Below are 20,579 nucleotides of genomic sequence, written 5' to 3'. Positions count from 1 at the left end.
CTATGGCAGACTTCGGCACGGACATCGGGGCCATCACCCAACAGGGGTTTACCATCCTCAGCGGGGCAGACAACCTCGCCGCCGCACTGCTACGTCGGCTGATCACCCCTCGAGGGGGCCTGTTCTACGACCCTACCTACGGGTTTGACCTGCGGGAGTACGTGGGCGCCGCCGTAGGGCCACAGGAGGTCTACGAAATCGAGCAGCTCGCCGCGGCGGAGTGCGAGAAGGACCCTCGAGTCCTGAGTGCCACGGCCACGGTACTCAACCCCGACCTGCTGGCGCAGCGCAGCCTGAACCTGCGGCTCGAGGTGGAGACCGACGGCGGCCCCTTCGCCTTGATCCTCGCCGTGGATCAGGTGCGTGTGGAGGTGCTACGTGCCTGAAATTAGCCTGCAACAACTCCTTTCCCCCAAATCCGCCGACCAAGTGCTCGGCGAGCTGCTGACGGCCCTGGCCGGGCGTGGCTTCGTCACCAACGACTGGTACTCCGGCGGCTGGGAGCGCACCCTGCTGGAGGTGGACGCGGCGGCGCTGGCCGACCTGTACCTGATGGCCATCGAAATCGCCAAGGGAGGCTACGGCAGCCTGGCCAAAGGGGGCTGGCTGGACGCCTGGGCCTTTGACCTCTTCGGCCTCGAGCGCTACCCCGCGGTGCGCAACGTGCGCAAGCTGGAGCTGCGGGCCGAGGGCTGGGCCGGCCCCTACACCATCGCCGAGCGCCAACTCTGGGCCTCCTCCGCACAGCAGGGCGGCCTGCTGTGGAACAACACCGAGGGGGGTACGCTTCCCCCCGGCGGCACCCTACTGCTCACCTTCGAGGCCGAAGGCCCTGGAGCGCAATACAACGTCCCAGGCGGGACTATCCGCTTCCTGGTCACCCCCTTGCCCGGCGTGAGCGTGACCAATCCACCTGACGCCATCCTCACGCTCGGGGCCGACGCCGAGACCGACGCGTCCCTGCTGCGCCGCGCCCGGTTGCAGTGGGCCAAACTGAGCCGGGGCCGGGTGCGCGACTTCTACGAGGCCTACGCCCGCGACGCCGACCCTTCCATCACCAAAGTGAAAATCCTCGACCAGCACCCCCGCGGGATGGGGACGGTGGACGTGATCCTGTGGGGCGAGGGTGGGCTGAGCTCCGAGGCCGTGGCCAGGGCCAACGCCCTGATCCAGGAGTATCGAAGCATTACTGCCAACGTGGCGGTTTATGCGGCCACGCCGATCACCATCGCTCGCTCGTACCGGGTCGAGGTGTACTCGGGCTACAAAGCCCAGGCTCAGGCCGCCGTCACCTCAGCCCTGGCCGCACTAGAGCGTGGCCTGGAGATCGGTGGAACGCTCTACCACGCCGCGATCATCGAGGCGCTGATGGTGGAGCACGTGCGCAACGTGGTGCCCCTGAGCGGCTCGAGCGACACCGCGCTGGAGCCAAGCCAGGTGGCGGTGCTCAATCTGGATTTGCAGTGGATGGAGGTGTAATGACCAACTTTACTCTATCCGCGCAGGCATCCGGTGTAAACAGTTTAATGCTGGTGTACCCCTACCCGATAAACGCCGCGCAATTACATCACGCAGTAGTGGTAGCGACCAACGTACAAGGCGATTTGGATCGGTTCGGGTTGCGGTTGTACCCAAACCCCGACCAGGACGCCTGGGCCGTTAGCGACGCAAACGTTTTTGTTGATTCAAACAATTCACTGGTATTCATTGGAGAATTCGTTTGGCATCCTCGTTTATACTACGGCGGCGATGTCGCCGCTGAAATCTTCCTCCCCCCGGGCACAACCGCGGATTTGCTTGTCATTTTAGACGAGCAAAACGATGGGTGGAATAGCTTTTACCAACAAATCGCGTTAGGACAATCGTTTGCGCCGGAGTTTCATCCGCCCAATCCCCCAACCAATCCCCCATACTTCGGCGGAGAGTGGATTGCCGCGTTTGCTGCAGAAAGCGTGGCCGCCCCCACCGGGTGGTCCCAAATTGCCGAGGTGGGCAATGCTAAAATATTACAAGTATTCCGCAGGGACTATAATCCCTGGGCGGCTCCAAATCAGCTATTGCCAGTAGGAACGTTTTACGGCGACGCCGATACGATTTGGATTTATAATTTGCAACAAAACACTTTCTCGATTGATTTTTCCCAATCCAACATAGAAGCTCGCCCAGGCGACAGCGTGAACATCTACGTAGATATTTTTCGGGGGGCAAACAACGAATATCAAGGAGTCATCGAATTTACTCTTATATCCTCGCCAAACGTACGTGCAATGATTTCTCCCCCGGCAGTTACGGGCAATACAGCCACCCTAACAATATTCATCAATCCTGACGCATTGCCAGGGAGTTATGAATATGTAACGATTGATGTCGGAGAGGCTGGGGAGAGGGTAACCGTCAATATCTCTATTGTTGAATCTGATGAAAAGAAGTTTGGCCTCTACCGGGCCTACCAGCGCGATCTCTCACCCCCCTGGCTGCAACAGGACTGGGGGCGGCAGTGGCAGGAGGAGCTGGGAGGGGCCAAGGACCGGCTGGTGGACTGGCTGGTGCTGGCGGTGCGCGCGCGCTATATCACCGCGGCTCCCGACGACGCCCTAGCCCTCATCGGTCAGGACCGGCGCATGCCGCGCTACCCATCCGAGGGGGCCGATGCCTACCGAGCTCGGCTGCTGCGGGCCTGGGACTGGTGGTACCGTTCGGGGACGGTGCGCGGTTTGGAAAATGCAATGGCCATCCTGGGATATACGGCCAAAATCTATGAACTGTTTCGCTCAATCCCGGCGCGCTGGGCCGAGTTCAGTTTGACATTAAGGCCCACTAACCCTCAGAGCGTGCCGAATTGGGCGGATGATGGAATTTGGGAGGACGACGGAATGCTGTGGGGAGTACAGCTCAGCGCCGACGAGCGAGCGCGCATTTTGGGAGTGGTTAACTCCCTAAAGGCGGCCCACAGCGTCCTTGCATATTGTTTCTACATAACCGGAGGTGCCATTTGGGGAGAGACAGATGAGCTGTGGCAAGACGACGGCGTGTGGGACGAAGGGGAAATTGTCGAGATCTACAGGAGGACTTAAATGGAAAACCTGACCGAATCCAGTACGTTTGATCCAAACGTCAGCGTTCCGGTGGACGGGGTAGACCGGCGTACCGCCGCATCGCTGCGCCCCGCATTTCAGGCTTTGGCTAACCGCAGCCAGTACCTGAAATCTGAAATCCTTGATATAAACGGACGGCTCGACACATTAGAATCCACGAGTTACTACGTCAAGCTGTACCAGCAGGACGCGGCGTTGAGCCAAAGTTCTCCGGACTTGAACCCTGTGTACTACGCGTTTAGCTTCAACGAAATCGACGATCCGTTCAACATGTACAACTCTGGACAACTGTCCGTTCCGCGCAGCGAGCTATATTTGTTGCGCTTGTTCGTAAGCCAGGTACGTTGCCGCATAAAGCGTAACAACGTTGAAATGTTTTGGGCGGAGCACGGAAGTTATGACACAACGACTGTGAATATGCTGTACACGCCATCGGGGTGGGCGTTCTCGGGACGTGAGGCCACCAGCTACTCCCCGGACGGAAGAAGCTACGGAGTTTTACATGAGGATATTTTGGCCCTTCAAGCAGGAGACGTGCTTACATTCGACTATTCTCGCAGCGACCTATACACCCTTGCGCCAGTGATTCGGCTAGAGCTATACGGATTGAAATAGCCTCACGCTGGGGGTGCTACTGACAAATAGCGTGGTTCACTTCTGACAAATAGCGTGGTTCACTTCTGACAAATAGCGTGGCACATGACAGTATGAGAGCGGTGATCTTGATATCACTCACCTTTAGCCTCAGTGCATGCACCTTGATCCGCCCGTGTCCGGGCCCTGCTGAGGTTGAGGCATTTGTGCCTGAGGATTCTCGCAGCTCTTCCCAGGCTTATTGGCAAATCGGCTCTCTCTCTTGCTACACCATAGACAGCCGCGTCACTGTCACCAAACATTTCGACAGCGATTTCATCGATTTCATCCTGCGCAAGACCCAGGCTGCCGATTCTGCGCTGGACAACCAGTGGTTTTTTCTCACCGCAGAATCCTCGGGGTATGAGATTAGCCTCTATCCACAGCAAGTGCAGCTAGGCCAGAGGGTGTCGCTTATGATCAAGAACAAGCCCAGTCAGCCACCCCCTCCCCCGGATCAGCGGATCGTGGGTGTCTTGGTGAGCTGGCAAAACAAAACCCAGTCCATACGCTTTATGGTGAACGACCTCAGCGCGAGAAGGTGAAGGCAGAGGGGATACTTGTGGCCCGCTTCAGCCAGGCTGAAATAGAGTGAACCCCCTCCTCGTGGAGGGGGTAGCCCGGGAAAGGGTGTAAGCCGGGTTCTGTTTCCACGGTCATCTATCTAGGATCGCTGTCGCCAGCGACCTCGAGCGGCTGTTTCTCGCAGGTACGGGCCGGGCAAGCCCTCCCTACCTTACCCGCTTACGCGGGCTAGCCTTGCACCGGGTGGGGTTTGCCTAGCTGCCGATGTTTCCACCAGCACTGGTGGGCTCTTACCCCACCGTTTCACCCTTGCCGGCTCGCGAGCGAGGGGTTGTAGGCCCCGGTCTCGGGCGAGCTTAGGCGGTCTGCTCTCTGTTGCACTTTCCGTCGGGTTACCCCGCCCAGCCGTTAGCTGGCACCCTGCCCTATGGAGCCCGGACTTTCCTCAGATGGTTGCCCATCCGCGACCGTGCCCCTTTCCCAAGGCACTCTATTGTAGCGCAGAAAGACCTTACTTGTCACGCTCAGCCGGGGCTATTGGCTTCGTCCGGCGCTGATCTTCTCGATGACCTTGCGCACCTTTTCCCCAGGGGCCACAGGCCCTAAGGCTTTAGTCACCGCTCCCACTGCTGCCAGGGGCACTTTGAACTTGGAGAAGTCGATGTGGGTGCGAATCCAAGCCTCGAGCTCCTCCTCGCTCATCTCCTTGGGCAGGTAGCGGTCCAGATACTCGATTTCAAAGGCGTTTTTGTTCTCCTCGGCGGTAAGCCTGAGGGCTTTGAGAATCTTTACCGCGTCGGTGTCCTCGAGGGGTCTGCCGTCCCCCTTGCGGTCGAACTCGGCCTTCACCACCCGGGCATAGTCCCGCGTCGCGGTGTCGCCCCGTTTCATGGCCTCGATGATGTCTTTCTTGACTTGGTCGTAGATGCTCGTGCCCATGAGTATCAGGGTACACGAAAGCCGGCCCAGGTATGATTGCCCTATGCGGGCACTGATCTCGGTATCCGACAAAACTGGACTAATCGAGTTCGCCAAGGGATTGGCGGGCTTGGGCTTTGAGCTGATTTCCACCGGGGGAACCCACCAAGCCCTCGAGGCGGCAGGGCTATCGGCGATTCACATCTCTAGAGTCACCGGATTTCCCGAGATCCTCGAAGGCCGAGTCAAGACCCTTCACCCGGCGATCCATGCCGGGTTGCTCGCCAAACCTACCCCCGAGCACCAAAGGGAGCTCGAGCGGCAAGGCATCGCCCGGATCAGCTTGCTTTGCGTGAACCTGTATCCCTTCCGTGAGACCCTGGCTCGGGGGGCCTCCTTTGAGGAATGTCTGGAACACATAGATATTGGCGGCCCAGCCATGCTGCGAGCGGCGGCCAAAAACCACGCTGCGGTGTTGCCGGTGTGCGACCCGGCGGACTATGCAGCGGTGTTGGAAGCCTTACGCAACGGGATCACCAACGATTTTCGCCGCCGCCTGGCTTACAAAGCCTTCACTCACACCGCAGCCTACGACGCGGCGATCGCGAGCTGGCTTGAGGGAGAGAAATTCCCGCCGATAAAGGTGTTGGGGCTTGAGCTGAAGGAGGACACCCCCCTGCGCTACGGGGAGAACCCCCACCAGGATGCGGCCATCTACCGGCTCGAGGGCCAGACCGGCCCGGTGCTCGATGCCCAGGTGCTCGCAGGGAAGCCGATGGGCTTCAACAACTACGCCGATGCCGAGGCGGCCTGGCTCCTGGTGCAAGAGTTCACCCAGCCAGCCTGCGTCGCGGTCAAGCACGCCAATCCCTGTGGGGTGGCGGTGGGGGAGACCCCAAAAGAGGCTTGGGAACGTGCTCGAGACGCCGACACGCTCTCGGTCTTCGGCGGGGTGGTGGCCCTGAATCGCCCGCTAGACCTCGAGACCGCCCAGGCTATGCGGGGAACTTTTCTCGAGGTGGTGATCGCCCCGGCGGTCGGCGAGGAAGCCCTGGAATGGTACCGGGCCAAGAAACCCGACCTGCGGGTATTGGTGGCCCACCCTACGCGGATAGGAGGGCTCGAGTACCGTCCCCTCGTCGGTGGGTTTTTGGTGCAAGACCGGGATCTGCGTAGCTGGGGCGAGCTCGCTCCTCGGGTGGTGACCCGGCGCGTGCCCAGTGAGGCCGAGTGGCGGGACCTGGAGTTCGCCTGGAAGGTGGGCAAACACGCCCGCAGCAACAACATCGTATTGGCCAAGGACGGCGTGACCGTGGGCATCGGCACCGGCGCGGTGAGCCGCATTTGGGCGGCGGAACGAGCCATCCTGAATGCGGGCGCGAAGGCCCGGGGGGCAGCTCTCGCTTCCGAGGCGTTCTTTCCCTTCGACGATGTGGTGCGCGCCGCCGCCGCCGCTGGGGTCACTGCCATCGTTCAGCCTGGTGGGGCCAAGCGCGATGAGGAGGTGATCGCCGCCGCCGATGAGCTAGGGGTGGCGATGGTGTTTACGGGCTCGAGGCATTTCAAGCACTGACTCCAGAGAAGACCCCGCGCCCTGGGCGATCTTTTCCGGGGGGCGGATTTGCTGCATCCCAGGTAGGACGCTTCGCCCTCCCCCGCCCCAGGGGCTTTGGGCGATGGGAGGATCGGCGGAACCCGGCTTTTTTCTTACCCAGATCTGACCAGGGCTGTTGCACCCTGCGTAAGAAGGGGGAAATGCTGCCTCGATCTGCGCTGTCTTGCAGGTTTCGGGCTGCCGAAAGGGCCGGGTTCGACCAAGTTTGATGACCCCGATCGCCCCCCTCGAGGAGGAAGATGAACAAGGGCATGGCGTGGTTCGTTTTAGGGCTGGGAGCGCTGCTCTCGGCATGCAGTGGCAACGGGGACAGCAACGGCCTCAACAGCTTACAGATCACTTTGGTGGCCCCGAGTGGGGTGAACCCCCGCGTAGTGGTGCTCGGCCCCAACAACTACCGGCAGACCGTAACCGCCAGCACCACCCTCACCTCGCTCGCTCCGGGCAACTACTATCTGCTGCCCCAGAGCGTTCGTAAGAGCGGCAGCGCGATCATCGACACCGCCTATAGCGCCGACCCCCAGACGGTAGTGGTCAGCGGCAGCGCCCAAGCCAAGCTGACCTATGTCCAAGCTCCGGGCAGCGGGAAGGTCTGGGTGGGTATGAATTTCATCAACTCAGGGACCCCTTTGATCCTGGGCTACGACGGCGGCGGCCTTGGCATGAGTAACCCCGCCCTGAGGGCCACCACCAGACTCGGTCAGGATGCCTCGGTGGACGATCCGCAAGATTTGGCCTTTGACGCGGGCGGGAATTTGTGGGTCGTCAGCCGTCGGCAAAATCAACTGATCCAATACACCGTTTCCCAACTGGACAGCAATGACCCCGACCTCAAACCCGCTCGAGTCCTCACCAGCGCCGACTTTGACGGGCCGTTTGGCTTGGCCTTTGATGAGGAGGGTGGGCTGTGGGTGTCCAACTTTACGAGCGGCAAGGTGGTTCATTTTTCGGCCTATGCCCTGGCCTCGGCGAGCACCACCCTCACCCCGGACCGCACCCTGCAAAAAATCTTTTACAACCCCGCCGGGCTGGCCTTTGACTCTTCGGGCAACCTCTGGGTCGCCGACGGCTCCACCAGCGCCAACAAGGTGTATGGCTTCCGTCCCTCCAAGATCGCCAGCAGCGGCAGCCCGGCCCCAGACTTCACCCTCACCGGCGGAACCGACACCACCCCTATCGCCCCCTACGCGCTGGCTTTTGATGCGGGCGGCAACCTCTGGGTCAGCACCCTCGACTGGTTGTTCCGCTACCCCAAAAGCGAGCTGAGCAGCACCGCTGCCAAGCCGGACGTGCAGCTCCAAACCGACACCCCCTCCTACCTGTTCGGGGCCATGGCCTTCGATAATGAGGGCAACCTCTGGGTCACGGATTTCAACGGCAGCCAAAACCTCTTGTTGATGTACGCTCCGTCCAGCCAAACAAGCGGGCTGGGGCAGCAGGTCAAGCCAGACCGCAGCTTCAGCGGCCCTGACTTGAACCACCCCCCCTATGGCCTGGCTTTCAACATGGCTCCGGCTAACCTACCCTTGCGCTAGACCACCAAAGGGCAAGCTTATGACCAAACTGGGCTTCTTGACCTTCGGCTTCGCGTTGACCCTGACCCTCACCGCCTGCCCCGGCGGCGCTTCCGACCCGGAGCCCGGCCCGCCCACGCCCGGCCAGGTCCGCCGGGACAGCGCCACCCTCCGCATCGGCGGGCAGAACGTCGCCGTGGACCGCTATGTGTGGACCGACTCCAAGGGCTTGGAGCGCAGCGTGTCGCTCAAACGGGAGGGGGGTGGCAACTCGGGGCACGGAGGCTACGCCGTACAGTTCAGCTACATCCAGGATGGGGTTCGGGTGTTGGTGAACGCTCCGGGTGACCCGGACGGCGGCTTCGGCTACTTCGTTTCGCACGAGCAGTGGCGCGTTTTCACCGACGGCAGCCAGGGCAGTGTGGCCTCCAAACACGGTGAGGACGACTCGCCGCTGGGAAAAGAGTTCCCGGTGACGGAGGGGCCGGTGAGCTTGGCGGTGGGGGCCACCGCGCCGACGGCCAGCCACACCTTCAAGCAGATCTACTACCGCTGGGGTACCCTCCAACCCGTGCCGGTCGAGTTCAACCAAGACGGCAGTCCCAAAGACCGCACCCCGCTCGATGGGCACCGGAAGTACTTGATCCCGCTCGAGATCACCTGGACCTTCACGGCGGGCAAGGACTACCCCCGGATTCGCTACAGGTATGACCTCGAGGCCGCTCAGGTTCCGCCCGACGCACTGCGCTTCGACCTGCGCGGGCCCTACGGGGTTTTAGACTTCGATGCCGGGGCCGGCACGGTAGCTACCTCCATCGCCTGGGCCGACGGGTTCTACAAGTTCAGCGCCGCCAAAGCCGGTGGCCTGACCTGGCAGACCCCCTTCACCTGGAATACCCCCTGGAAGAAGGCCCGGTTTCACGTCCTGATCTTCGGCGGCAAGTACGAGATGGGCCTGTTCGAGCCCCTGCCTTCCGGCCAGAGCCTCTTCACCGACGGGTGGGCGGACTCGAGGGGGAAAACCGGCAACACCCTGCCCCCGGACTGGCAGTGGCCTTACCAGTCGCTCAACTATAGCCTGCAGGGCAATGACCCCACCACCGGTAAGAAGATCGCTTGGGGTTCGTCGTCGTTCTACGGAACCTCGCTCGGCACGGTCTACGCAGGCGATGGGCTGGCTCAGCCTTTCGGCTATGGCCAAAAGGCCCAGGGGGCCCAGTTCGCCCCCGCCGTGGACTACACCCTCTGCGTGGTGGTGGGCCAGAGTTCCGACGCCGCGACCCTCACCGAGAAGGCGGCGAGTGAGCCGGTGCCTCCTTGTTGACGCAGCACCCAGGCCCGACAGGTGTACCGGCCCCGCCGGTCCCGATAGGGAATCGTCTCCTAGGTGTACGAGCTTTGCTCGTCCCGAGACGCCACCCCACGGCTTACGCCGAAACAAGCGTCTCGCTTCGCTCGGCGAAAGAAGCGTCTCCTTCGCCGCCGGTAGGCGGGGTAGGGAATCTACCCCGGGTGTACCGGCTCTGCCGGTCCCGATAGGGGATCGTCCCTCGGGTGTACGGGCGTAGCCCGTCCCAATAGGGAATCTACCCCCGCGTTTTGCGTATGGCGTATGACCTAAGTCACGTCTTGCGTTTTGCGTATTGCGTACAACACAAGGCGTGAAGCCGCACGAGGCCCCATACCAGTGCGCTAGGGACACCCGGGTTTGGGTGTCCCTTCTACCCGCGCGCTACAAACGGGGGGTCTCTCCTATCCCACCTCTTAGGAAGCCTGCCGCAACCGAGCTTCTTCTAAAGCCGCTAGGGGTTTATCCAGGTGCGGAAGGTCTACGACGATCTCCCAAACCCCCGACCCGGGAGCCTCGTACATCAGGTCCACCATAGCCTTCTCGATCACCGCGCGTAGGCCTCGAGCCCCAGTACCGCGCTTGAGCGCCCGTCGCGCTACCTCCCGCAAGACGGCAGGGGTAAATTTGAGTTCGATCCCTTCCATCCGCATGAGCTCTTGATACTGACGCACCAGCGCATTCTTGGGCTCGGTAAGGATGCGCACCAATGATTCCTCGTCGAGCGCGTCGAGCCCTACCACCACCGGGACTCGCCCCACAAACTCGGGGATCAGGCCAAAGCGCACGAGGTCCTCGGGGATGATCTCGAGCTTTTCCGGATTAAACTTGGCCTTGGTAAAACCGATGGGGTGCTGGTCTACCCGGGCCTTGACGATGCGGTCTAACCCATCAAACGCCCCGCCTAGGATAAACAGGATGTTCTTGGTGTTGACCTGCACGAACTCCTGGTGAGGGTGTTTGCGCCCACCTTGTGGTGGCACGTTGGCTATGGTTCCTTCGATGATCTTGAGCAAAGCCTGCTGCACTCCCTCGCCCGAGACATCCCGGGTCAGGCTAGGGTTTTCCGACTTGCGAGCGATCTTATCGATCTCGTCGATGTAGACGATACCCCGCTCGGCAGCCTCGACATCGAAGTCGGCCGCTTGTAAAAGCCGCAGCAACACGTTCTCCACGTCCTCGCCTACATACCCGGCCTCGGTGAGGGTAGTGGCGTCGGCGATGGCGAAGGGTACATCCAGCATCCGCGCCAAGGTCTCGGCCATGAGGGTCTTGCCGGTCCCGGTGGGGCCGATAAGCAGGATGTTCGACTTTTGAATCTCGGCCTCAGGGTGCATCAGGCGCTTGTAGTGGTTGTAGACCGCCACCGAAAGCGCCCGTTTGGGACCTTCCTGTCCGATAACGTACTGGTCGAGGAAGCTTTTGATCTCGACGGGCTTGGGAAGCCGCTGGGGACCTTGAAAGCGGGGTTTGGGGGATTCATCCTCCAGGATCTGCACCGCCCGCCCCACGCATTCGTCACAAATGTACACCTCGCCCAAGGGTGACTCGATAAGGTGGGCCACCTCAGGGTGTTGGCGGCCACAGAAGCTACAGGCGGGCTTACTCCGTTTCATGGGTCACCACTTGGTCGATCAGCCCGTACTCCTTGGCCTGGGGAGCGCTCATGAAGTAATCGCGGTCGGTGTCGCGTTCGACCTTTTCCACCCGCTGGCCGGTATGTTTGGCCAGAATCTCGTTCAGCAGCCGCTTATTCTTGGCCAGTTCCTCCACCCGGATCATGATGTCCGAGACCTGCCCGCCCAAGCCTCCCGAAACCCAGGGCTGGTGGATCATGATGTTGGCGTGTGGCAGGGCATAACGCTTACCCGGCGCTCCCGCTGCCAGCAGCACCGCCCCGAAGCTGGCCGCCATCCCCACGCAAATTGTGGAGACGGGGGAACGCACAAACTGCATGGTGTCGTAGATGGCTAGTCCTGCCGTCACCTCTCCACCTGGGCAGTTGATGTAAAGCCGGATGTCCTGCTGGGAGTTTTGCGCATCGAGAAAGAGCATCTGGGCCACGATGGTGTTGGCAACGGCGGCGTCAATGGGCGTACCCAAAAAGATGATGCGATCCTTCAGCAGGCGGGAGTAGATGTCGTAAACCCGTTCTCCCCGAGTGGTTTGTTCGATGACGTAGGGAACTACCATACTGCCTCCCATTCTAAGCGCCAACCTTTGAGACAAAGGGCCATCGCTTACGTTGAAAACCCCGGTAGTCGTTTACGGCTTTATTCTGGTGTCAGCCGAAATCCGGTTCAATCTACCGGGGCACATTCAACGGAGCCCGAACGACCTTACTCGAGCTTTTGCAGGGCTTCGGCCAAAGCCTTATCCTGGGTGCGCTGCACCCGCAGGCGCTCGAGGGTTTCCTCACCCAGCTCCTTCTTCAAGCTTGCCACATTGGTGCGGTAAGCCCTCGCCATGTCCGAAAGGTAGGCGTTCCACTCCTCCTCGGTGAGCTCGGTGCCAAGCTCCTCTTGTAGCCTCTCCTTCGCCAGCGCCCGGCGGATACGTTTTTCCGCGGAGGCCTTCAGGTCGGCCCGGAACTCTTCCAGCTTGCCTTCGTCCTCGAGCTTCTTGAGGTAATCCTGCAGGGTGGTCTTCTCTTTTTGCAGGTCCTCGGCCATGTGCTCCAGGAGGTGCTGCTGTTCGCGGTTCAGCATAGTGGGGGGAATCTCCGCCTCGAGCCCCTCCGCGAGCTTCTCCAAAAGTTGCTCGGCCTTGGCCTCCTGCACGGTACGGGCCGCCTGAGCCTCCAGGCTCAGGCGCACCTTGCCACGCAACCCCTCCAGGCTCTCCTCGCCCACGGTTTTGGCGAACTCGTCGTCGAGCTCGGGAAGCTGTAGGGCTTTGACCTCGAGGATCTTGGTCTTGAGCTCCTTGACCACGGCGTCCCCATCCTTGACCGGGACCATCACCTCGTCGCCCGCAGCCTTACCCAATAAGGCCTCTCGAACGTGTTCGAGGGCCTTCTCCATATCTACGGGGAAGCGGGCCCCGTCTTCGGTCTCGATAAAAACCTGGTCCTTGGCTTCGATGGGCCGCTCCACCGGCACCAGCTCTCCGTACCGCTGGCGTAGCTCTTGAAGGGCTTGCTCCACCATCTCGTCGGTTATTTCGACCGGGGGAACCTCGAGCTTGAACTCCCGCCAGTTGGGCAGCTTGACCTCGGGGTAGTTCTCCACCTCGGCCACATAAGTGAAGGGCTGGCCTTGCTCCAGATGGGCCTCGAGCAGCTTGACCCCCACCGGGAACAGCTCGAGTTCCTTCACCGCCTCGGGGTAGCTGGCGTCGAGGAGCCGCTCTTTGACCTCCTCCAGCAGGCTCTCGCGGCCCAGCCGGGCTTCGATCACCTTGGTCGGGGCTTTACCAGGGCGAAACCCCGGAACCCGCACCTTGCTCGCATACTCCCGCAACACGGCGTCGTAGGCCTTGTTGACCTCCGCGGCCGGAACCTCAACTTTCAGCTTCACGCGATAGCCTTCACGCTCGAGAATCTCTGCCACCTTGACACCTCATCTAGAGTTCCAGTCCAGACCAGCAGTCCGGAGTTACCAGCGTTACAGTGTACTCGCTATGCGAGGTTTTAGCTACCCCGGCCACAAGGGGCAAACCTCGAGGTTAGCTTTGCCCGGCCTCAACCCGTATCAAAAAACCGGCCCACTGGGGCCGGGGGTGTGGTGCGAGGAGGGGGACTTGAACCCCCACGCCTTGCGGCACCAGATCCTAAGTCTGGCGTGTCTACCAATTCCACCATCCTCGCGCGCTCAGGATGAGGACACAGGGGCCACTGAACCCTGACCCCCGTGCGCTGCAACCTGTTTGGGGTGAGTGATGGGACTTGAACCCACGACCCCTGGTTCCACAGACCAGTGCTCTAACCAGCTGAGCTACACTCACCACGAAGGCGGGCCGCAACCCGCTCTACAGCAAACGCTATTGTAGGCGCAAGCGCCGGGCGCGTCAAGGATGGCTGCGCGGGTAGGGGCGTTAGGAGGATGCGGTAAACTAACGATTGTTTGTTATGGGCCGCCGAGAAGAAATCCTAGCTCGAGCCGGGGCTTTATTCAGCAGCCGGGGCTATCACGCCACCTCGATGCGCGATCTGGCTCGTGAACTGGGCCTCCAGGGCGGCAGCCTTTACGCCCACATCGCGGGCAAAGAAGAGCTGTTGTGGGAAATCGTCAACCGAGCAGCGGACGAGTTCGACGCGGCGCTGGCCCCGGTGCTGGCCTCGAGCGCCCCCCCAGCGGAAAAATTGCGGCTAGCCCTGGAAGGTCACCTCGAGGTGGTGGCCCGCAATAAGGACTTGGCCACGGTGTTTTTCAACGAGTGGAAACACCTCTCCCCCGAGCGCTACCACGCCATCGCCCAGCGGCGCAACCGGGTCGAAAACGTCTACCGCGAGATCTTCGCCGAAGGAATCAAAAACGGCCAGTTCCGCAAAGACCTGGATCCCAAGCTGGCCGCGGTGTTGGCGCTCTCCGGCGCCAACTGGGCGTACCAATGGTTCAACCCCCAAGGGCGCCTAAGCGCTCGGCAGGTTGCCGACGCCTTCGTGGAGATGCTGCTCGAGGGCTTCAAGCGATAATGCGCGTTCGATTCAGCTTTAGCTTCAAGAATATTCGTAGCGAGCCCCTCCCGGTGCTGCTGCCCATTCCCACCGACCGGCCTGGTCAACAGGTGCGGGGGGTTTCGCTCTCTTTCCGTCCCGTGCAGAGCCAGTTGGTGGGGGAGGACCTCTTCAGCGGCTACACCCTAGGGCCTAAGCAGGAGGTCTCGATATGGGGAGAGGCCCGCCTCGAGCCGGTGGGAAAGCCAGGGCTGGCCCATCTGGCCGAGTTGTTAGAAGAAGCCCCCGAGGATTCCGCCCGTATGGTCAGCGAGTGGGCCAAAACCCGGCTCGAGCTTGAAGGATATCTGGTGCGCCGGGCCGTGGGGGTACTGCTGGACGGAAAACTCCATCACTGGCTGGAGGTCTGGCACGAGGGAGCCTGGCTGCCCCTAGACCCCTGGGCCTTTTTAACCCTAAAGCGCGACCCCGGTGCGCTGATCGCGCTGGGGGTCACCGACCCGCAAATCTACCTGGGTGGGCACGAGGGGCGGCGCATCCACCTGGGGCAACCCCATGAAAGCTGGGAAGCGCTCGAGCTGGAAGCTACCCTGGAGGAAGGGACCACCGACCTCCTCCTCTCGACGGCCCGCCTCCTGGCGCTAGGAAGCGTGGGGCTGAACCTGCTCAACACCCCGGTTCCCCCGCTGGCTGGATTTGTGGCGTACGGGTTTTATCTCCTGTTGCTCGCGCTACGGCAAGGGCGAACCCTCTTCCGGGTGTTCCGGCGGCGACCCACCCGGGCGCTCGAGCCCCTTTTCTTCCACGCCTTCGCCCTCTCTTGCCTTTTCCATCCGGAACCCGCGCTGGGGCTCATATTTTTGCTCCTTTTCGCCTACCACCGCTGGCCCCGCCCCCCCGCCTAGCGCCCGGCTGGCCGGGCACGGATAACCCCCGGGAGCCCAAACCGCGGGGTATACTGTGATCGACCGTACACACCCCAGGAGGAAACCTATGGAACGCATCGCCATCCTAGGCCCCCTCACCGCCCTGCTGCTGGCCGGCTGCGGCCTCATCAGCTCCCCGCCCATCAACAACCCCTTCGGCCTGGAGGGAAAGCAGAGCACCTTCACCCTGGGCCCCAGCGCCCAGGTGGAAGGCAGGACCACCGTGGGGGCGACCTTCGACAACCTGCAGAACCTGAACCTGCCCGCCACCCCGACCGGCTTCACCTTCAACCCCAGCATCGCCAAGATCGACTTCGGCGACGACTGCCCGAAACCCCTCCCCAGCTCCATCCAGGTCACCCTGGACGCCACCGCGACGGTCTCCGACACCGACGCCCAGAACAACCCCCGCAGCGCCACCGCCAGCGTGCGGGGGGCTTCGTTCACGGTCAGCGTGAGCGGGGGCGCGGTGAGCGTGGGGAGCATCTACAACGGCTCGATGACGTTCTCCGACCTGAACACGCTCCTCAACATCCTGAAGAACGGCAGCTCCAACACCGCCACGCTCGAGGCCACCCTCACCACCCAGAGCATCCCGGACCTGGAGGGCTGCACCCTCACCGTCACCTGGGGCGGGGGGACCGGGACGATCAAGTTCTGAGCCCGCCCGGAGGAGAGACCATGGGACACCCTTTCACCAGGATGCTCGCCGCGGCGGGCCTGCTGCTCCTTCTGACCGGATGCCCCAGCACCCCCCCGCCCGGCTTCACCCTCGCCCTCAACCCCGCCAGCCTCACGGTGACCCAGGGGAATAGCGGCACCACCCAGCTCACCCTCACCCCCCAGAACGGCTTCGCCGGGACGGTGAACCTGGCCCTGGTGGACGGCAGCGGGAACGCTGTCCCGGGGATCACCGTTTCCCCCGCCAGCCTGAGCGTCACCGGCGGCAGCCCGGTGAACCAGGCCTTGACGATTAGCGTGGCTTCGGGCGTGGCGGTGAACACCTACAACCTCAAGCTGCGGGCCACCGGCGGCAGCCAGACCCGGGAGGCCGGCCTGACCCTCACCGTGCAGGGCGCCCCCGGCTTCACCCTCGCCCTCTCGCCCAGCAGCCTCAGCGCCTTGCGCAACGAGAGCAAGACCACCCAGCTCACCCTCACCCCCCAGAACGGCTTCACCGGCACGGTGAGCCTCTCCCTGGTCAACCCCCCGGCGGGGGTGACGCTCTCCCCCAACAGCCTGACCGTGAGCGGCCCGGGGAGCGTGCAGCAGCCCCTGACCCTCGCCACCAGCGCCGGCACCCCGGCGGGGAGCTACACCCTGACCCTCAAGGCCACCTCGGGGGGCCTGGAGCGCACCGTCCCCCTGAGCCTGACGGTGGACCCGGCCCTCCTCTTCACCGTCAACACCCCCGCCGACACCGTTGACGCCACCCCCGGCGACCAAGCCTGCGCCGACTCGAGCCAGAACTGCTCGCTGCGGGCGGCGGTGATGGAGGCCAACCACCTCTCCGACCCGGTGGTCGTCCAGATCCCGGCGGGCATCTACACCCTCACCCTCACCGGCAACGACGAGGGGGGCGGCGACCTGGACCTGAACGGCAACATCACCCTGCGCGGGGCCGGCCAGGCCAGCACCATCCTGGACGGCAACGGCACCACGGGGCTGATCAAGGTGTACAGCGGCAAGACGGTGCGCATCGAGGGGCTCACCCTCCGGAAGGCGCCCAACAATGCCTTCGGGGTGTTCAGCGACGGCAACCTGACCCTGGACGGGGTGGCGCTCAAGGACAACCTCGACGCCGGGGCCTACATCAACGGCGGCACCGCCACCCTGAGCAATGTGACGGTGAGCGGAAACGGGAAGAACGGGATCTTCGTCAACGGGGGCAGCCTCACCCTCACCGACAGCACCCTGAGCGATAACCCGGGGACGGGGCTTCGCAACTACGGCACCGCCACCCTGACCAATGTGACGGTGAGCGGGAACGGGGGCGGGGGGATTCTCAACACCGGCACCCTCACCCTGACCAATGTGACGGTGAGCGGGAACAGCACCACGGGCGACGGCGGGGGGATTGCCAACGAATACAGCGGCACCCTCACCCTGACCAACGTGACGGTGAGCGGGAACAGCACCACGGTTGACGGCGGGGGGATTGCCAACAGCGGCACCCTCACCCTGGAGGGCGTGACGGTGAGCGGGAACCGCGCCCGTAACGGCGGGGGGATTTACAACACCGGTACCCTCACCCTGAAGGACACGACGGTGAGCGGGAACAGCGCCACGAACGGCGGGGGGATTGCCGGCGGCGGCACCCTGACCAACGTGACGGTGAGCGGGAACAGCGCCACGAACGGCGGGGGGATTTACGGCGGCGGCACCCTGACCAACGTGACGGTGAGCGGGAACAGCGCCACGGGCAACGGCGGGGGGATTTACGGCGGCAGCACCCTGAAGGTCGCCTTCTCCACCCTCACCAACAACACCGCTTCCAGCGGCGGAGGGCTGTACTTCTTCGCCTACTATAGCGGCAGCGTCCCCCTCAAAGGGGTCATCCTGGCGGGCAACACCGCCACCTCCAGTGGGCCGGATTGCAGCGGCGGCGGCTCCTACACCATCACCAGCAGCGGGTACAACCTCGTCGGGAACAACGCAGACTGCAACTTCAGCGCTCAGGGCACCGACCTGGTGGGCACGGGTTCCAGCCCAAAAGACCCCCAACTGAACCCCCTGGCCGACAACGGCGGCCCGGTGCAGACCCACCTGCCGCAGTCGGGCAGCCCGGTGCTGGACCAGGTGCCGCCCTCGGCCTGCACCGACCTGGACGGCAACTCGGTCGCCACCGACGCCCGCGGGGTCAGCCGCCCGCAGCCGCAGAACGGCAAGTGCGACATCGGGGCGGTGGAGCGGGACTAGGCCGCCCCCGGGAGCGTCCCCACCCAGGGCCCGCGCTTCGGCCCCGACGGCATCATCGCGAGACCAGACTGAGTTGGTCTGGCCCGACAAGCTGATCTGGGGCGACAACCTGCTGGTGATGGGATCGCTCTTGGAGAAGTTCGCAGGCTAGACGGGCTTTCCGTCTGCGTCATGGCGGGGCGGGAGGACCTCTGAGGCTCCGCCCCTTTGCGCGCCGGTCAGCCCTTGAGTAGGCGCGGGTCGAAGGCGAAGGGCCGGGGCTCGCCGACGTGCACCCGGCGGTACTGCGGGTGGGAGACGTTGAGCACGTAGTGGTGCTCCCAGGGCACCACCGCGCTGGGGACCCTCAGCAGCACGCTGGCGCCCTCGGCCGCCCAGCGGCTGCCCAGCTCCTTGGTGCTCGGGGGGGCGGGATCGGCCCTCCAGTCGGGGGGCAGGCGCGGCGGGTCGAGGACCAGCTCGGCGTCGAAGCTGACCGGGAAGGCCAGGTACTCCGGTAGCTCGGCGTAGCTCTCGGCGTGGACCAGCACCTCCAGCGCGGCCAGGCTGGCGGTGGAGGCCAGGTACACCACGCGGGTGCCGGGGTGGTTCCAGCGGTTGCCGTAGCGGAAGCTGCCCTCGCCGTCGAAGGCGGTCTCGGCCCGGTGGCGGGCCACCAGGCGCCAGGCCTGCAGCCGCGGCATCTAGGCGGGTCCCCCGTCGAGGATGCGCTCGAGCACCCGCTCCACCTCCTCCGCCCCCAGCGGGGTGCGGGCGTACTCCAGCGGGGTGGCCCCGCCCAGCGCCCGGTTGGGCCGGCTGAACCAGCGCGCGACCCCCTCAGGGGTGCGGAAGACCTGGGCGGCGTGGGCCACCAGCCGGGCCAGCCGCCACAGCCGCTCGCTCTCCTCCGGGGTGAAGCGCCCGCTCTGCTTGCGGCGGTGGAGGGTGGTAGGCGGGATGCGCACCACCCAGGCCAGGTGCCGCTCGCCCACGCCCAAGCGCTCCAGCAGCCGGTCCCAGCCCTCCGCGGGCAGGCCGTCCAGCAGGTAGCGGATGCCCTCCTGGGTGTCGCGCGGGTGCAGCCCGAAGAGGGCGAGGGACTCGAGGGCGGGGTCGTGCGGGGTCGCGGTCATGGCGTCTCACCGTTCCGTCTGGAATCTTACAACGTCCATTTGGCGGATGCGTGTCGAGCCTTCCAATCCGCTCTGGTGGGCGCAGCGCCGGTCGGCCTCGGGGGGCCCTGTGCCTGAACCGCAGGGCTTCTCATTCCGGTGGGTCTATCCTTTCCGCCTCGACGACTCGGGCTTCCCCCCTAAGCTGGTCTTCCCCGACAGCCCGGTGAGCTTCGAGGTGCTGCCCGAGTTCCCCTGGGGCGACGCGGCCCCCACCGACGACCGTGTGCGGGGCTACCTGCGCACCCTGCCCAAGGGCGGCCTGGGCGAGAGGCTCACCGACGCGGTGCGGGCGGTGGCCCAGGCCAACCCGGCGCTCTCCGGGGTGGTGGACGTGGTGGACTTCAACGCCACCGCCGTCGGGCAGCGCATCGTCCCCGACGACTACCTCAAGGCCCTGATCGAGGCCCTGCGCGAGGCCGTGCTCAACGCCCTGATGCACCGGGACTACGCCGACTCCGGCGACATCCAGGTGCGGCTCTACCCTGACCGGCTCTCGCTGTGGAACCCCGGCACCCTCTACGGCGGCCTCACCGTGGAGGTGCTCCGCCGGGAGGACCACCCCTCCCGCCTGCGCAACCCGGCCATCGCCCAGGTGTTGTACTACGCCGGGCTGGTCGAGCGCTGGGGCTCGGGGATCACCCGCATCCGCCAGGCGCTCCGGGACCAGGGCCTCCCCGAGCCGGAGATGGCCGAGGAGGCCGGTGGGTTCCGCCTGACCTTCCTCAAGGACGCCTACACGCCCGAGCTGCTGCGGGCGCGGGGGCTCTCCGAGAGACAGGTATGGGGGGTGATGTACGCCAAGGAGCACGGCGGCATCGGCAACCGTGAGTACCAGGAGGTCGCGGGTGTCTCCAAGTGCACCGCCAGCCGTGACCTGGAGCAACTGACGGAGGCGGGCATCTTCGAGCGGGTGGGGGAAACCGGCAAGGGGACGCGGTATGTCTTGAAGGGGCCGCAAAGGGGTCAAACGGGACAGGAGGCAGCCATGCTTGAGCCGTACGCAGCCATGCAGTCAGACACAGATCCTCTATCACCTATAGCTGATGTGCTTCCCCGCGACTACTCAGTGAACAAACTAGAATCTACAAACCACCTTACCCAAATCAGGCCATGCGATTATGTTTAGTCTGCAAGACCGCATCGAGGACATACTCATCTCGTTGAGCAAGCAGTACCACCTCATCCGTCTGGGGGAGAAGTACCCCTATCTTTTCTTCTCCTACGTGCTCGACCCAGGGCGGGCTAACCTTGCCCTGGCCCGCCTGAAGCTGGCGGAGGTGGAGAGCAAACTGGTTTTGTAGAAAAGAGGGG

At 63.5% G+C, this 20,579-nt stretch carries 20 protein-coding genes, 2 tRNA genes and 1 other RNA gene; 14 read left to right on the top strand and 9 right to left on the bottom strand.

The window, feature by feature from the left end; genetic code table 11:
* Positions 1-2: 2 nt before the first annotated feature.
* From DNA98_RS05455 to DNA98_RS05435, 5 genes are all read left to right on the top strand, one after another.
* Positions 3-386, top strand: coding sequence for a hypothetical protein (locus tag DNA98_RS05455; protein WP_110527347.1), 384 nt, complete (start codon positions 3-5; stop codon positions 384-386).
* Positions 379-1,479, top strand: a complete 1,101-nt coding sequence (locus DNA98_RS05450) for a baseplate J/gp47 family protein (protein ID WP_110527344.1) — start codon at positions 379-381, stop codon at positions 1,477-1,479. The genes DNA98_RS05455 and DNA98_RS05450 overlap by 8 nt, the downstream gene beginning before the upstream one ends.
* Positions 1,479-3,074: a phage tail protein gene (locus tag DNA98_RS05445; protein WP_129865623.1), complete on the top strand. Its 1,596-nt coding sequence runs from the start codon at positions 1,479-1,481 to the stop codon at positions 3,072-3,074. Before DNA98_RS05450 ends, DNA98_RS05445 begins: the two co-directional genes overlap by 1 nt.
* On the top strand, positions 3,075-3,710 hold the full coding sequence (locus DNA98_RS05440; RefSeq protein ID WP_110527339.1) for a hypothetical protein: 636 nt from the start codon (positions 3,075-3,077) through the stop codon (positions 3,708-3,710). It abuts the gene before it with no gap.
* 185 nt (positions 3,711-3,895) lie between these two features.
* The gene (locus tag DNA98_RS05435) at positions 3,896-4,273 is read left to right on the top strand and encodes a hypothetical protein (protein WP_233493103.1); all 378 of its coding nucleotides are present in this window, start codon (positions 3,896-3,898) and stop codon (positions 4,271-4,273) included.
* Positions 4,274-4,345: 72 nt separating this feature from the next.
* Here DNA98_RS05435 and rnpB read toward each other — a convergent pair.
* Both rnpB and DNA98_RS05425 read right to left on the bottom strand, forming a co-directional pair.
* Positions 4,346-4,736, bottom strand: an RNA gene (gene rnpB, locus DNA98_RS05430) — RNase P RNA component class A.
* Positions 4,737-4,787: 51 nt separating this feature from the next.
* The gene (locus DNA98_RS05425) at positions 4,788-5,192 is read right to left on the bottom strand and encodes a GatB/YqeY domain-containing protein (RefSeq protein WP_110527333.1); all 405 of its coding nucleotides are present in this window, start codon (positions 5,190-5,192) and stop codon (positions 4,788-4,790) included.
* A gap of 43 nt (positions 5,193-5,235) precedes the next feature.
* Between DNA98_RS05425 and purH the strand changes: the two genes are divergently transcribed.
* From purH to DNA98_RS05410, 3 genes are all read left to right on the top strand, one after another.
* Positions 5,236-6,744, top strand: a complete 1,509-nt coding sequence (purH, locus tag DNA98_RS05420; protein WP_110527331.1) for a bifunctional phosphoribosylaminoimidazolecarboxamide formyltransferase/IMP cyclohydrolase — start codon at positions 5,236-5,238, stop codon at positions 6,742-6,744.
* 281 nt (positions 6,745-7,025) lie between these two features.
* A complete protein-coding gene (locus DNA98_RS05415) occupies positions 7,026-8,321 on the top strand; it encodes a hypothetical protein (RefSeq protein WP_110527328.1) in 1,296 nt (431 codons plus the stop codon).
* A gap of 19 nt (positions 8,322-8,340) precedes the next feature.
* Positions 8,341-9,624 carry a hypothetical protein gene (locus tag DNA98_RS05410; protein WP_110527325.1) on the top strand — a complete coding sequence of 428 codons (1,284 nt, stop codon included), beginning with the start codon at positions 8,341-8,343 and terminating at the stop codon, positions 9,622-9,624.
* A gap of 440 nt (positions 9,625-10,064) precedes the next feature.
* Here the strand turns inward: DNA98_RS05410 and clpX are convergent, their stop codons facing one another.
* From clpX to DNA98_RS05385, 5 genes are all read right to left on the bottom strand, one after another.
* Positions 10,065-11,264, bottom strand: a complete 1,200-nt coding sequence (clpX, locus tag DNA98_RS05405) for an ATP-dependent Clp protease ATP-binding subunit ClpX (RefSeq protein WP_110527322.1) — start codon at positions 11,262-11,264, stop codon at positions 10,065-10,067.
* Positions 11,251-11,841, bottom strand: coding sequence for an ATP-dependent Clp protease proteolytic subunit (locus DNA98_RS05400; RefSeq protein WP_110527319.1), 591 nt, complete (start codon positions 11,839-11,841; stop codon positions 11,251-11,253). Before DNA98_RS05400 ends, clpX begins: the two co-directional genes overlap by 14 nt.
* A gap of 146 nt (positions 11,842-11,987) precedes the next feature.
* Positions 11,988-13,199: a trigger factor gene (tig, locus tag DNA98_RS05395; protein ID WP_110527314.1), complete on the bottom strand. Its 1,212-nt coding sequence runs from the start codon at positions 13,197-13,199 to the stop codon at positions 11,988-11,990.
* A gap of 172 nt (positions 13,200-13,371) precedes the next feature.
* Positions 13,372-13,456: transfer RNA gene (locus tag DNA98_RS05390), tRNA-Leu, on the bottom strand.
* A gap of 60 nt (positions 13,457-13,516) precedes the next feature.
* Positions 13,517-13,593: transfer RNA gene (locus DNA98_RS05385), tRNA-His, on the bottom strand.
* A 124-nt stretch (positions 13,594-13,717) separates the two neighbouring features.
* Between DNA98_RS05385 and DNA98_RS05380 the strand changes: the two genes are divergently transcribed.
* The 4 genes from DNA98_RS05380 (at position 13,718) to DNA98_RS05365 (ending at position 18,111) form a co-directional block, all read left to right on the top strand.
* Positions 13,718-14,284, top strand: a complete 567-nt coding sequence (locus DNA98_RS05380; RefSeq protein WP_110527311.1) for a TetR/AcrR family transcriptional regulator — start codon at positions 13,718-13,720, stop codon at positions 14,282-14,284.
* On the top strand, positions 14,284-15,171 hold the full coding sequence (locus DNA98_RS05375) for a hypothetical protein (RefSeq protein ID WP_110527308.1): 888 nt from the start codon (positions 14,284-14,286) through the stop codon (positions 15,169-15,171). The genes DNA98_RS05380 and DNA98_RS05375 overlap by 1 nt, the downstream gene beginning before the upstream one ends.
* 88 nt (positions 15,172-15,259) lie before the next feature.
* A complete protein-coding gene (locus tag DNA98_RS05370; protein WP_110527305.1) occupies positions 15,260-15,853 on the top strand; it encodes a hypothetical protein in 594 nt (197 codons plus the stop codon).
* Between the two features lie 20 nt (positions 15,854-15,873).
* The gene (locus DNA98_RS05365) at positions 15,874-18,111 is read left to right on the top strand and encodes a right-handed parallel beta-helix repeat-containing protein (RefSeq protein WP_110527302.1); all 2,238 of its coding nucleotides are present in this window, start codon (positions 15,874-15,876) and stop codon (positions 18,109-18,111) included.
* A gap of 218 nt (positions 18,112-18,329) precedes the next feature.
* Here DNA98_RS05365 and DNA98_RS05360 read toward each other — a convergent pair whose 3' ends face one another.
* The gene (locus tag DNA98_RS05360) at positions 18,330-18,794 is read right to left on the bottom strand and encodes an RES family NAD+ phosphorylase (protein ID WP_110527299.1); all 465 of its coding nucleotides are present in this window, start codon (positions 18,792-18,794) and stop codon (positions 18,330-18,332) included.
* The gene (locus DNA98_RS05355; RefSeq protein ID WP_110527295.1) at positions 18,795-19,226 is read right to left on the bottom strand and encodes an antitoxin Xre/MbcA/ParS toxin-binding domain-containing protein; all 432 of its coding nucleotides are present in this window, start codon (positions 19,224-19,226) and stop codon (positions 18,795-18,797) included.
* A 109-nt stretch (positions 19,227-19,335) separates the two neighbouring features.
* Here DNA98_RS05355 and DNA98_RS05350 point away from each other — a divergent pair, with 109 nt between their 5' ends.
* Together DNA98_RS05350 and DNA98_RS05345 are read left to right on the top strand one after the other, a co-directional pair.
* Positions 19,336-20,394: an ATP-binding protein gene (locus DNA98_RS05350; RefSeq protein WP_233493101.1), complete on the top strand. Its 1,059-nt coding sequence runs from the start codon at positions 19,336-19,338 to the stop codon at positions 20,392-20,394.
* Entirely contained in the window at positions 20,387-20,569 is a 183-nt protein-coding gene (locus DNA98_RS05345) for a hypothetical protein (protein ID WP_110527292.1), read from the top strand. The genes DNA98_RS05350 and DNA98_RS05345 overlap by 8 nt, the downstream gene beginning before the upstream one ends.
* Positions 20,570-20,579 lie beyond the last annotated feature (10 nt).

Origin of the sequence: Meiothermus sp. Pnk-1, from assembly GCF_003226535.1 — a bacterium.
Taxonomy (GTDB): domain Bacteria; phylum Deinococcota; class Deinococci; order Deinococcales; family Thermaceae; genus Allomeiothermus.
This window is presented reverse-complemented; position numbering and strand designations above follow the sequence as displayed.